General features: G+C 30.4%; 13 protein-coding genes and 2 tRNA genes. 1 reads left to right on the top strand and 14 read right to left on the bottom strand.

Features of this window, described 5'->3' with window-relative positions:
• Positions 1–43 precede the first annotated feature (43 nt).
• Positions 44–3,031: a reprolysin-like metallopeptidase gene (locus tag BLV71_RS09295; RefSeq protein WP_093870280.1), complete on the bottom strand. Its 2,988-nt coding sequence runs from the start codon at positions 3,029–3,031 to the stop codon at positions 44–46.
• Between the two features lie 68 nt (positions 3,032–3,099).
• On the opposite strand from BLV71_RS09295, the gene lipB reads away from it, so the two are divergent.
• The gene (gene lipB / locus BLV71_RS09300; protein WP_093871999.1) at positions 3,100–3,801 is read left to right on the top strand and encodes a lipoyl(octanoyl) transferase LipB; all 702 of its coding nucleotides are present in this window, start codon (positions 3,100–3,102) and stop codon (positions 3,799–3,801) included.
• Positions 3,802–3,854: 53 nt separating this feature from the next.
• Here lipB and BLV71_RS09305 read toward each other — a convergent pair whose 3' ends face one another.
• The 13 genes from BLV71_RS09305 to BLV71_RS09365 form a co-directional block, all read right to left on the bottom strand.
• On the bottom strand, positions 3,855–4,499 hold the full coding sequence (locus BLV71_RS09305) for a YceI family protein (protein ID WP_093870281.1): 645 nt from the start codon (positions 4,497–4,499) through the stop codon (positions 3,855–3,857).
• A 68-nt stretch (positions 4,500–4,567) separates the two neighbouring features.
• Positions 4,568–5,284: a tRNA threonylcarbamoyladenosine dehydratase gene (locus BLV71_RS09310; RefSeq protein WP_093870282.1), complete on the bottom strand. Its 717-nt coding sequence runs from the start codon at positions 5,282–5,284 to the stop codon at positions 4,568–4,570.
• Complete coding sequence (locus tag BLV71_RS09315) at positions 5,281–5,928, bottom strand: TatD family hydrolase (RefSeq protein WP_176974382.1); 648 nt, start codon at positions 5,926–5,928, stop codon at positions 5,281–5,283. Before BLV71_RS09315 ends, BLV71_RS09310 begins: the two co-directional genes overlap by 4 nt.
• A 10-nt stretch (positions 5,929–5,938) precedes the next feature.
• Complete coding sequence (gene dtd / locus BLV71_RS09320; protein WP_093870284.1) at positions 5,939–6,391, bottom strand: D-aminoacyl-tRNA deacylase; 453 nt, start codon at positions 6,389–6,391, stop codon at positions 5,939–5,941.
• A gap of 7 nt (positions 6,392–6,398) precedes the next feature.
• Positions 6,399–7,340 (bottom strand): ribosome small subunit-dependent GTPase A, encoded by a 942-nt coding sequence (gene rsgA / locus BLV71_RS09325; RefSeq protein ID WP_093870285.1) that lies wholly within the window; start codon positions 7,338–7,340, stop codon positions 6,399–6,401.
• Between the two features lie 38 nt (positions 7,341–7,378).
• Positions 7,379–8,134, bottom strand: a complete 756-nt coding sequence (locus tag BLV71_RS09330; RefSeq protein ID WP_093870286.1) for a DUF5995 family protein — start codon at positions 8,132–8,134, stop codon at positions 7,379–7,381.
• A 100-nt stretch (positions 8,135–8,234) separates the two neighbouring features.
• Positions 8,235–9,317, bottom strand: a complete 1,083-nt coding sequence (locus BLV71_RS09335) for a bifunctional 3-deoxy-7-phosphoheptulonate synthase/chorismate mutase type II (protein WP_093870287.1) — start codon at positions 9,315–9,317, stop codon at positions 8,235–8,237.
• 20 nt (positions 9,318–9,337) lie between these two features.
• Positions 9,338–10,186 (bottom strand): prephenate dehydrogenase, encoded by an 849-nt coding sequence (locus tag BLV71_RS09340; protein WP_093870288.1) that lies wholly within the window; start codon positions 10,184–10,186, stop codon positions 9,338–9,340.
• Between the two features lies 1 nt (position 10,187).
• Positions 10,188–11,330, bottom strand: coding sequence for a pyridoxal phosphate-dependent aminotransferase (locus tag BLV71_RS09345; RefSeq protein ID WP_093870289.1), 1,143 nt, complete (start codon positions 11,328–11,330; stop codon positions 10,188–10,190).
• A complete protein-coding gene (locus tag BLV71_RS09350) occupies positions 11,327–12,151 on the bottom strand; it encodes a prephenate dehydratase (RefSeq protein WP_093870290.1) in 825 nt (274 codons plus the stop codon). The genes BLV71_RS09345 and BLV71_RS09350 overlap by 4 nt, the downstream gene beginning before the upstream one ends.
• Before the next feature lie 250 nt (positions 12,152–12,401).
• Positions 12,402–12,475: transfer RNA gene (locus BLV71_RS09355), tRNA-Asp, on the bottom strand.
• Positions 12,476–12,565: 90 nt separating this feature from the next.
• Positions 12,566–12,639 (bottom strand) — tRNA-Asp (locus BLV71_RS09360).
• A gap of 54 nt (positions 12,640–12,693) precedes the next feature.
• Positions 12,694–13,617, bottom strand: coding sequence for a DUF58 domain-containing protein (locus BLV71_RS09365; protein ID WP_093870291.1), 924 nt, complete (start codon positions 13,615–13,617; stop codon positions 12,694–12,696).
• Positions 13,618–13,658 lie beyond the last annotated feature (41 nt).

Raw genomic sequence — 13,658 nt, forward strand, 5'->3', positions numbered from 1 at the left:
GCATATTATGCTCGCCTTTTTTGTTTTATAGTAATAAATAAAATTATTTAATTATTAATTTCTTGGTAGTCTGTAGTCCACCATTTTGAATTTGTAGTAAATACATACCGCTATTAACAGTATTGAATAATAACTCTTCAGAAAAAATTAAAGAAGAGTTAGAGAAGTTTTTAGATTCTACTAATCTTCCTCTAATATCAAATAGTTTTACAGATACTTTATCTTGTGTTTTAGTTTCAAAAGTTAATTTAAATCTACCATTTGAAGGATTTGGGAATAAATTGAAATTATTAAACGAAACTTCATCAGTTGAAGCAGTAGCTTCTTCAATAAAAACTGTATAATCTTCAACTTCGCCATCAAAACCTGTTTCACAAACACCAGGGAACCCGTCACCAGCAAATTTTGTTGAAACTCTTAAGATAGTTGTACCTAGCACTGCATTATTAGGCACTGTAATACTTAAAGGGCTTAAAGTTGTTTTTCCATTAGTACTTCCAGTAACTGTTCCTAAATCAAATTTTTCATCATCATCAAATTGACAATTTTGATTCCAATCAATCCACGCTAAAGTTCTCGTTGAGTATTTTTCAGTAGCTGAATCATCAGTATTAGTGTTTACCGTTAATTCATGGGTAGTCCCTTTTTTAACTCTTGTTACAATGTGTCTGTAACTATTATATGCTTGTGTTTTATTTAAAGTTTCATTATTTATAGTATTAAATTTAACTAAAGTTGTTCCAGTTTGATAAGTAGTTGAACCTGATGAACCACAAACAGAACTTTTAATGTTTAATTTTATATCTATATTTTTTTCTAAAGTAGTAGATTTTGCATTTAAGGTAATAATATGATCGCCATCAACAACAGTATTTAAATTAGTTACTTTTAATGAAAAGTTTCCGTTCGAATTAATTGTAGTAGGTGTTATTTCTGTAGTAGCACCTGTAGGACTCTTTGTAATTGTCAAGTTAACTGTTTCAGAAAAACCATTAGAAGTAATATAATTAAAGTCAAATATTTGTTCACTTGTTCCAGATTTACAAACTGATACATCACCAGTAGTGTTTGAAATTGCAAAATCAGGAGTTGAGTTTATAGTGAATTTAGGAGTTATATTATAAAAAATATTGTCAGCTGCTTCTATTAAAATAACAGCATTAGTTGTGTTAGCTATACTACTAGGTAAAAGAATAGATTCACTTCCATCATTTGGGGTATTAGAGGCTAATGTAATACTAAAAGTATTACCACCATCCGTAGATAATTTAATATTTACGTTTTTACAATTAATAGGGTTTATATTTGATTTCCCTACAGCCCAAGTAATATCCCTAGTGGTATTTTGAGCCCAGGTAGCTTGGTTACTAATTGTAAAAGCAGGAGAATCTGTAACTGTAATTTTAATATCATCTCTAGCACTAGCTCCACCTCCAGAATTATTATCTCTAACTGTAAATGAAAAATTCATATCTCTTGCTACAGAAGGTAATACTTCCCATTGTGTAGATGTAGCTCCAGAAAGAATTGTACTCAATTCAGGGAAATATCTATCTGGTGTTGTTTTTGAAGAAAGAGACCTAAATAAAGGACCTCCAGTATTGGTAGCAACTGGTGGCATTACAGCAATTTCAGTATCAATCTGTTCCCAGTTATAAGTTAAGCTTGTTGTTCCATCAGCATCGGTAGCTTTTCCTTTTAAAATAAAAGGAGTAGATTTAGGAATGCTCACATCAGCACCAGCATCAGCAGTTGGAGCATTGTTCCCTGTATTAGTTGTTGTTGCACATGTAGCTGTTCTCTGAATTGTACTCCACATTTCAGCAATACTAACAGAATGAAAATGATCATCGCTATTAGCTTGAACATTAGGAGTACAAATACCAGCATAAGCCATAATAGAAGAACCACTTCCAGGTTCTACTGCTGTTGAACCATTTCTATTTCCATTACAAGAATTGTTAAAAGTATGATTAGCGCCAAATTGATGTCCAATTTCATGAGCAACATAATCAATATCATAAGGGTCACCAATTGGGTTTGTTCTACCTGTTACACCTCTACCTTTTTGGCCAGTAACACAAACAACGCCTAAACCAGCAAGTCCACCAGCCCCAGTACTAAAAGTATGTCCAATATCATAATTACTATTTCCAATTACATTATCACAAATTCTTTGACTTTCGGCAATTAAAGAAGTAGCACTAGAGTTAGAAAGGTTATCAGTATTGGCATCAAGAAAAATTAATTTTTCATTATCACTTACTATAACCATTTTAACAGATAAATCTCTTTCATAAACAAGATTTACACGCGCCATTGTAGTATTCATTGCAGATAAAACAGCTGCTTTTTTTGTAGCATCAGTGGCTGTTGAAGGAACGCTTTGATTGGTTAAATGAAATTGAGAATATTCTCCAGTAGAAGCTATAGCTATTTTGAAGGTTCTTAATTTTCCATCATTAGCATTTCTACTTGCAGTTTTATTAGTATTAGGGAAATGTTTGTTTTTTAATTCATCTGCCTTACACTCAAAATCATCTTTACTAGAAACAAAGTCTTCTTTTTTATAAGAAATATAGTTTTTATTGTCTTTAGTTAAAGGGTCGATGTATAAAGTACTAAAGTTTCCTGATATTATCATAACATGAACTCCATCTGTTCCAATACTTATTTTAGCTGTTGCAGAAGGGTCATCAATACCTTTTGCTGAGTAAGATTTTATAGAAGGAAATTTTTTTGCAAGTCCATCTTCAAAATTAGAAGTCTCTACTACTTGGTACTTAGAAGTTGTACCATTTTCGTTAGGAAGATCTATAATATTTGAACTTTTCTTTAATTTAGAGTTTAAATGTAAAGTGAAGTTATTTAAATTTAAAGAGAAAAGATGATGTTTTTTTGGAGTGTCTACTCGTTGATATAATTCTGATTTACTTCTTTGATTACCGGATTCCATTTTTTTCCAGTAATTTTGTGCATTAGAAATAGTAGCTAATGACAACAAGAGTAACAAAAGGGTAATTTTTTTCATTTGTTGTTTAATTTTAAAGTTTAAAAAAATGAATTTCTTAAGTAGAGATGGGGATAAACAACGAAAATATGAATAAAAATGTACATGTAAAAGATTTGTTAATAAAAGATTACAAGGAAACTTGGGATTTACAAACAAAGTTGTTAGATGAAATCGTTACATTGAAGAGAGAAAGAAGGAACGGATCGGTTGATATTGTAACTCCAAATCACTTTTTATTTGTAGAGCATCCTCATGTATATACACTAGGTAAATCGGGAGATTTTAATAACTTATTATTAAATGAAAATCAATTAAAAGAAAAGGGAGCTACATTTTATAAAATTAATAGAGGAGGAGATATTACGTATCATGGTCCTGGTCAAATTGTTGGTTATCCTATTTTAGATCTAGAGAATTTTTTTACAGATATTCATAAATATTTACGATTATTAGAAGAGGCAATTATTTTAACATTAGCTGAATATGGTATTAAAAGTGAAAGAAGTGAAGGGGAAACGGGAGTATGGTTAGGTGTTGGAACTCCTTTTGCTAGAAAAATATGTGCTATGGGAATTCGTGCTAGTAGATGGGTAACAATGCACGGCTTTGCATTAAACGTAAATGCTAATCTTGGATATTTTGATAATATTATTCCTTGCGGAATTAGAGGTAAAGCTGTTACTTCTATGGAAGTAGAATTAGGTGAGAAAGTTTCTGAAGAAGCTGTAAAAGAAAAAATATTAAAACACTTTAAATCATTATTTGAAGTTAAAGAGTTTATAAAGTAAAAAAAGAGGTTGATAATCAACCTCTTTTTTTACTTTATAATAAAAGCTTTTTTTTATTTTTTAGCTTTAATATCAAAAGATATTTCCATTAAATCATTAATGAATTTATCTTTTAAAGCTGCATCAAATTTCTTTGAGCTATAAGTAACACCAAACTCAGTTCTATCAACACTAAAAGTTTCACTTTTTAATGTAGCTGAATCACCATCTTCAGTAACAGTTACAGGAATTGTAATGCTTTTAATAACATCTTTTAATGTTAAATTACCAGTAACGTGTAATTTTCCATCTTTTTTTTCTGAACTAGCTATTACAAATTTAGCAGTAGGGAATTTTTCAACATCAAAGAAATCAGAAGCTTTTAAGTGTCCTTCTAATTTTTCTTTACCTTGTCCTGCTTCTAAATCAGTACAAGTTATCGTGTTCATGTCAATAGTAAATTCACCAGCTTTTAAAGTACCATTTTCTATATCAAAAATACCATTTTGAATTTTTAAAACTCCATTGTGTGATCCAGTAGGTTTGTTTCCTTTCCAGGCAACAACAGATTCAGCAACGTTTGCTTTGTATGAGTTGATTACATTTTCTACTTTCTTTACATCTTTAACCTCTTCACCAGTAGCTGCTTTTTTCTTGTCGTTTTTACATGAAATAACAGTTAATGCTATAAAAGCAATTGCTAAAATTGATTTCTTCATAATATTGATTTTAATGATTGATTTTCTAATTTAGAACAAATGTAAATAAAAAATAGTTTCCGTGGAGATTATTTTTTAGTTATTAATTTGTTAATAACATAAGATGCTGCTTGTAAGCCAAATGCAGCTGGCATATAACTAATAGTACCATAAAAAGATTTTTTATAATTTGTACCGTCAGTAAGTTTTAAACTATTTGATTTTTGCATTTCTTCAGAATAGACTGCCCTTATACCTTTATCAATGTTATGTTCTTTTAAACGCTTTCTTAAAACTCTAGCCATAGTGCAGTGCTTAGTCTTACCTATATCTTTAATTTTAATTTTTGAAGCATCTATTTTACCACCAGCTCCCATAGAACTAATAAGTTTTACTTTTTTTCTTTTGGCAGCAATCATTAAATTTAGTTTTGGAGTGATACTATCTATGCAATCCATTACATAATTATATTTACTATCTACAATTTCAAAAGCTCTTTCAGGTGAAAGGAATTCTTCAAGCACAGTAAGTTCAATATCTGGGTTAATATCTTTAAGTCGTTCAGCAACAATTTTTGCTTTAGATTTGCCTATGGTACTATTTAATGCAGGTAATTGTCTATTAATATTTGTCTTGTCAAATACATCACCATCAACAATTGTCATTTTTTGTACTCCTGCTCTTGCAATAAACTCTGCAGCAAATGAACCAACCCCGCCTAAACCAACAATTAAAATATTTGCCTTTTTAATTTTTTCCAATCCTTCTTGTTGTACTAATAATTCAGTACGTTCTAACCAACTCATACAATAAATATTCTATTAAAATTTTCTGTTATCTTTTGTTTAACTATGCTTAAGTCTTTCTCTTTTATTTGAGCAAATTTATTGTAAATGTTTTTAATAGGTTCATTAGAATCATCAGTTTCTAAAAAAATGTTTTCTACAGGTATTTCTTTTATAGTATTCTGAAGTTTCTCTTTTCTTAGAAAGCTTGCGCCAATTGAAATAATAATATTGTTTTTTATTAAATCATTGGCTATTTGTTTGTTTTTATTGAATCCATGAATAATCCATTGCTGTTGAGGTTTGTGTTCTTTTTTAAGATGAATAATATCATTAAAAGCTTTTACGCAGTGAATAATTAAAGGTTTGTTATATTTTTCTGATAATAAAATATGCTTTTTGAAAACGCTTATTTGAAGATTGTAGTTTGTTTTAGATAATTTATCTAAGCCACACTCGCCAATTGCTAAACAATTTTTTGCATATAGTTTTTGTTCTACGTTTTTAAAATCTAATTGGAGGTTATTTTCTGTAATATACCAAGGATGTATTCCAATAGAAAAAGGATTGTTTTTTGGAACAATATTATTGGGATAGATATTAATTATTGATAAAATCTCAGGACATTGTTTAGTTGCGTGCGTATGAATATCAATAAAATCCATAAAGTTAATTTTATTCTTTATTTTTAGAATCGATAATGATAGTAACTGGTCCATCATTTAGTAATTCAACTTTCATATCAGCTCCAAATTGCCCAGTTTGAACTTTTTTATTTAGGTCGGTCTCTACCTGCTTAATAAATGCTTCATATAAAGGAATTGCAATATCAGGTTTCGCAGCTTTTATATAGCTTGGACGATTCCCCTTTTTTGTAGAAGCGTGTAAAGTGAATTGACTAACAATAATAATATCTCCTTTATTATTTATGATAGATGTATTCATAACACCTTGGTCATCATTAAATATTCGAAGGTTGCATATTTTTTTTGACAACCAACTGATATCATCAGAAGTATCTTCATTAACAATTCCTAATAAAACAAGAAGCCCGTTTTTAATATCAGCAACTTTTTTATTGTTAATGGTAACGCTAGCTTTTGAAACTCTTTGTATTATGGCTTTCATTTATAACTTATTTCCAAATATCTGTTCGATAATTTTCTTCTTCTCCTTCTAGAATTTGTAAATAACTTTTATAACGAGACCAAGATACTTCATCCTTTTCAAGAGCATCTTTTACAGCACATTTAGGTTCATTAATATGAATACAATTGTTGAATTTGCAATTTTGTTTTAATGCAAAAAACTCAGGAAAGTAGTCGCCCAATTCATCCTTATCCATATCAACTACACCAAAACCTTTTATACCAGGAGTATCAATAATTCTAGCATTAAAGCTAAGATCAAACATTTCAGCAAAAGTAGTAGTGTGTTGACCTTGTTTGTGTTGTTCTGAAATTTCCTTAGTTTTTAAATTTAAATCTGGCTCAATAGCATTTACTAAAGTTGTTTTTCCTACTCCTGAATGACCTGCAAACATGCTAACTTTATCAAGCATTAACTCCTTTATTAGGTCAATATTTTTATTCTCTTTAGCAGACACTTCAATACATTTATAACCTATAGCTTCATATATATCTTTTAAATATAATATTTCAGCCTTTTGATCTATTTGATAAGCATCAATTTTATTAAAAACTAAAACAACATTTATTGAGTATGCTTCAGCAGTTACTAAAAAACGATCTATAAAAGTGGTGAAAGTAGGCGGATTGTCTATTGTGATCAACAGAAAAACTTGATCAATATTCGCAGCAATTACGTGAGTTTGTTTTGATAAGTTTACTGATTTTCTAACAATATAATTAGTTCGTTCTTTAATTTCAGAAATTACTCCAGTTTCATCATCTGTTTTAGCTTCTAAATTAAACTCAACAATATCACCTACAGAGATAGGATTCGTACTTTTAATACCTTTCATCCTAAATTTTCCTTTAATTCTACATTTATGAAAAGTATCTTCAGACTTTACCCAATACCAACTTCCTGTAGATTTATAAACCGTTCCAATCATATAACAAAGATGAGAATAAAAAATGAATGTAAATAGAGTTATTTTTGCATCAAATCACCTACTTTTTTAGCAATTGAGCCTCGTTCGCCAACTCTAACAATCATAAATATAATTTGCGGAATTACCCCAGGGTTTATAATTATAGATGCTTTTTGTGCAACTTTTTCATCTCTTTCTTTAATTGATTGTAATTTATCTTTTTCTGGAGTAGAGGAAAGCTTTACTGCAAAATTCCAAGCACCATCTCTAGCTAATTTCATGCTAAAATCAATTAAAAAGCTGTCAATTTTATGAGTAAACTTTAGTATTTTTTTTAAAAAGGGCCAAATTGTACTTAAGTCTTGTTCTACTTCGTTTACTAAAGAAGATAAAATTACGTTTATTTTATTGAAATCACCTTTAAGATTATCTATTGGTTGGTCTTCAGAAACTTGAGCTGCGGCAATACCTAAATCTAAATTTATATGCGCATTCATTCCTATTAGTAAATGTTGTAAAACAATAGGCCAGTATTTTGTAGAGATGCTAAATGCTTTTTCCCATGATGCACTTATTGGTTTGTTTTCTTTGTAATCATAATACGCCGTGATGTATCTTTTAGCAAAAATGACATCTAATTTTTCCATTCGTTTTCCATCTTCGAAGAAATTTTCAGAAATACCTTGTTTAACTTTTTTAGTTACTTTAAGGTAGAGAGCAGCAAAATAGCCTAAAGTACTTTCATTTTTAATAGCATCTTCAATGATATTTTGTAATGTTTCAATTACATCATCTATAGTTTCAATTGGTGGCATTTTAATATAAGTTTGGTTGTGTTGAAATTACAAAAAAAACACAAATAAAAAGGTTGCCTTTTGGGCAACCTTATAGCATTTATTAACATTAAAATAGATGTTATCCTTTAATGATTTTTTCTTGATGATTTATACTCTCTTGGTGAATTGCTTTAAACATTTTTAAAACAAACTCTTCACTCAATCCTCTTCGTTCTCCTTCTAAAATCATATTTCCTAGAATTTCATTCCATCGCTTAGATTGAAGGACAGCTACATTCTTTTCTTTTTTTAGTTCCCCAATTTTGTCAGCAATTGTCATTCTTTTTCCAAGCATGTCAATCAATTGATTATCGGTAATATTTATTTGAGCTCTTAGGTTATCAAGAGACTCTCTATAGGTTTGATCGGTAGTTGTTTCTTTTCTAACACGTAAGTCGATCATCATTTGCTTTAAAGTATCTGGTGTTACCTGTTGGGCGGCATCACTCCATGCATTGTCTGGATCAATATGAGTTTCTATCATTAAACCATCAAAATTTAAATCTAAAGCAGTTTGTGAAACATCAAAAACCATATCTCTTTTTCCTGTAATATGAGAAGGATCGCAAATTAAAGGTAAATCAGGAAATCTGTTTTGAAATTCAATAGCTAATTGCCATTCTGGAATGTTTCTATATTTCGACTTTTCATAGGTAGAAAAACCTCTATGTATAGCTCCTAGGTTTTTAATTCCTGCTGAGTATAAACGTTCTATTCCACCTAGCCATAAAGCTAAATCTGGATTAACAGGGTTTTTTACTAAAACTATTTTATCGGTACCTTGAAGAGCATCAGCAATTTCTTGCATAATAAACGGACTAACTGTAGAACGGGCACCAATCCAAAGCAAATCAATATCGTGTTCTAAGGCTAGTTTTACGTGAGCAGCATTCGCTACTTCAGTACAGGTTTTCATTCCTGTTTCTTCTTTTACTTTTTGTAACCACTTTAAACCTAAAGCGCCAACACCTTCAAAATTACCAGGTCTTGTTCTTGGTTTCCAGATTCCAGCACGGTAATAGTTTACATCAGAATCTTTTAATTCATGTGCAATTTTTAAAACCTGATCTTCGGTTTCTGCACTACAAGGCCCTGCTATTACTAGTGGATGAGCAAGATTCATATCATCCAACCATGTTTTTAATTCTTTTGTATTTTCCATTTTACTTGTTGTTGTGGCTTTTAGTTTATGCCGTTTAAAATTTGTTTTATATGATTTGTACTTTCCATTTCTTGATAAATTTCTGCAAAATTATCTTGAAGCATGAGTTCTTTAAACTGTTGTAAGTTTTGAATATATTCTTCCAATGTTTCTATAACATTAGTCTTGTTTTGCTCAAAAATAGGAGCCCACATTGCAGGTGAACTTTTAGCTAAACGTACAGTTGAAGCAAAACCACTCCCTGCCATATCAAAAATATCACGCTCATTTTTTTCTTTTTCAATTACTGTTTTTCCAAGCATGAAAGAACTTATGTGTGATAAATGAGAAACATAAGCAATGTGTTTATCATGTGATTTAGGATCCATATAACGAATACGCATTCCAATTTTTGAGAAAATATCTAATGCTTTTTCTTGTAGCTTAAAAGCTGTTTTTTCTACTTCACAAATAATGTTTGTTTTGCCTCTGTATAGGTTTTTAAGAGCCGCCTTCGGTCCAGAAAATTCAGTTCCTGCTATTGGATGGGTAGCTAAAAAGTTTCTTCTTTTTGGGTGGTTTTTTATGATTTCACAAACGTCTTCCTTAGTAGAGCCTACATCCATAACTAATGTGTTGTCAGAAATTTCATCTAACACTTTTGGGGTTAATTTAAGAGAAGCATCTACTGGTACAGAAATAATAACAATATCTGCATTATTTAAGTCGCTAAACGCAGCTTTCTGTTGAATAATTCCAATTTCCAAGGCTTGATTAAGATGCTCTTCATTTGTGTCTATTCCGTAAATAATCACTTCATTAAATTCATGTTGAATATCTAGTGCTAAACTTCCACCTATTAATCCTAATCCTATTACAAATACGTTCATTCTAAAATCGAGTTATTGCTTCTTTAATCTTTTCTTCGGGTACACATAATGAAAATCGAATGTATCCTTCACCTTGGCTTCCAAAAATTGTTCCTGGGGCAACAAATATGTGTTTGTTATGTAATAAATCGTCAACTACTTTTTCCGATTCTTGGCCTTCAGGTAATTTAGCCCAAACAAACATTCCTGAAGTATTTTTGTTATAAGTACAGCCTAATGTGTCAGCTATTTTGAAAATTAATTGTTGTCTTGATTGGTATATTTTATTTTGTTCCTTAAACCATCTATCGTCAAGTTCTAGTGCTTTTATAGCTCCTTTTTGAATACCATAAAACATACCAGAATCCATTTGAGTTTTTACTTTTAAAACTTCGTTTAAAAAATGTTGATTACCAATTAATTTACCAACTCTCCAACCTGCCATGTTGTATGATTTACTTAAGGAGTTTAACTCAAGTGCTATATCTTTAGCTCCTTCAACTTGCAAAATACTTTTTGGAGTATCGTTTAATATGAAGCTATATGGATTATCATTTACAATTATGATATGGTGTTTTTTTCCGAATTCAATTAATTGTTGATAGGTTTCTTTTAAGGCTTTTGTACCTGTTGGCATATGAGGGTAATTTACCCACATTAATTTTACGTTTGTTAAATCAAGTTTTTCTAACTCATTAAAGTTAGGTTGCCAATTGTTAGTAGCGTCTAATTCGTAAAAAACCGATTTAGCTCCTACTAGGTTGGTCACTGAACTATAAGTAGGGTAACCAGGGTTTGGAATTAAAACATGATCACCTTCATTTAAAAAAGCTAATGAAATATGCATAATCCCTTCTTTACTTCCCATTAAAGGAAGAATTTCGTTGTCAGGGTTTATAATAACATTATACTTAGCCTTGTAAAAATTGGCAACAGCATTTCTAAATTCAGGTAAGCCCTGGTAACTTTGGTATTTATGAGCACCTACATCTGTTAAGCTATCTTGAATAGCTTTTATTACAGTAGAAGGTGGTTGTAAATCTGGGCTACCGATTCCCATATTTATTATTGGCTTTCCTTCAGAGGCTAATTGCCTTACTTCTTTTAATTTTTTTGAGAAGTAGTATTCTTGTACGGTTTCTAGTCTTTTTGCTGATTGAATCATTTTCTTCCGTTTTTATAAGCTCCTAAAACTTTAAATTCTTCTGCCATTATTTCTATAATTGCAATTGCTTTTTCATAATCTTTATAACTATCAAAAGTTACATCAACAAAGAATGAGTATTTCCAAGGTGATTCTATAACTGGTAATGATTGTATTTTTGTTAAATTCATTTTACAATCGCTTAATACATTTAAAATAGTTGCCAAACTTCCTCTTTTATGATCTAATTGAAACTTAAAAGAAGCTTTGTTTATTTGGTCAATACCATTGTTAGGTTTTTCTGTTTGAATAATTACAAACCTAGTTGAGTTGTCTTTCATGGTTTGTATTTCATCTTCTAAAACATCTAAACCAAAAATTTCAGCGGCTAATTTAGGTGCAATTGCTGCAACTCCTTTTAATTGTTCTTTTGCAATACGTTTAGCAACTTCAGCTGTATCTACATCTTCAACTAATCTAATGTGCGGATGTTTTTTAAAAAACTCTTTACATTGTAATAAAGCCATTGGATGTGAGCATACTTCTTTAATTTCTTCAATTTTTTGACCAGGTAAAGCCATTAAATGATGATGGATATTTAAGTACTCCTCTCCACTTATGTGTAAATTATTAGAGTCGATTAAAGCGTAATTAGGTATAATAGAGCCAGCAATTGTGTTCTCTATAGCCATAACAGCTTTATCTGATGTTTTATTTAATAAGCAATCTACAAGAATATCAAAAGACAAACATTCTTCTAACTGAACATCTTTCCCGTAAAAATCGCGAGCTACTTTATGATGATTAGAACCTTCGGCTCCTTGAATGGCTATTTTTTTCATTTTAGTGTAAAAAAAAAAGCCTCGATGTTATCGAGACTTTATGGTTATAATATTTTTTTGTTATTTAAATATATGATATAAAGTCTCTGCTCTTACTAAAATAGTAAAAGAAAAAATAGAAACCTTGCCATACGTTTTGTAACATTCTTTGTGTCTTTAATTTGTACGTGACAAATCTTAGAAATTAATTTTACATAACCAAACTTTTGTGTAAAAAAAAACCTCTTCAATAAAAATTGAAGAGGTTTTGCGGTCTGGACGGGACTCGAACCCGCGACCCCCTGCGTGACAGGCAGGTATTCTAACCAGCTGAACTACCAGACCGTTGCTTAAAGCGATTGCAAATATAGAATTACTTCTGTTATTTACAAATATTTTATAAAGAACGTCTCTTTATGTAAGAGAAACTTTTCGCGGTCTGGACGGGACTCGAACCCGCGACCCCCTGCGTGACAGGCAGGTATTCTAACCAGCTGAACTACCAGACCGTTGCGTTAAGCGGATGCAAATATATAACTTTATTTTAATTAAAAAAGGAAATCTTATAAAAATTTTCGACGACTAATAAGATAAGACGTAAGTATGTCATTGTAGCCTTCATGTATGTTTACAGGTATATAATCTATTTTGTATTGTAAACATTTGTTCTTTAAGTTTTTAAAAAAATCGTTTGTTAATTCTGTATACTTTTGCTGTACATTTTCTGCGTATAAATTTATTTCTTCTCCAGTTTCTACATCAATAAATTTTTTGGGTGAATTTCCAAAATTGAACGAAAATTCTAATTCTTTATCATATGTGTGAAATAAAACTACTTCATGTTTATTATGTTTTAAATGTCTAAGAGCATCAAAAAGTTCTTCATTATCTTTAGTTGTTTGAAACATATCGGTAAATAAAAATATTAAAGATCGTCTATGAATTTTCTCTGCTATCTCGTGTAGATATTCATAAGTATGGGTAGATGATTTTGAAGTTGAATTGATTAATGTTTCTAATTGGTTTAAAATCATCTTCCTATGGCGTTCACTTCCTTTTTCAGGTGCATAGTACTCATATTTGTCAGAATAGATACTTAAACCTACTGCATCACGTTGTTTTTTTAAGATATCCATCAAACATGCACTGGCAACTGCTGAATAACCAATCTTATTAAGGTTATTGATAGTTTGTTTTTCAATAATAGGATAGTGCATGGATGCAGAATTATCAATGATAATATGGCATCTTAAATTTGTTTCTTCTTCATACTTCTTAGTGTATAGCTTTTCTGTTTTAGCAAAAAGTTTCCAATCTATGTGCCGAGTACTTTCACCTTTATTGTATAATTTATGCTCTGAAAATTCCACAGAAAACCCATGAAAAGGACTTTTATGCATCCCTGTAATAAAGCCTTCTACTACTTGTTTGGCGTGTAGTTCAAGGTTTTTTATTTCTGACGAAAGAGAGTTGTTTAAATCAATCATAAGTACCGAAAATAAAAAAAGGTTTAGCAATAGCCAAACCT

Origin of the sequence: Tenacibaculum sp. MAR_2010_89, assembly GCF_900105985.1 — a bacterium.
Lineage (GTDB): Bacteria > Bacteroidota > Bacteroidia > Flavobacteriales > Flavobacteriaceae > Polaribacter > Polaribacter halocynthiae.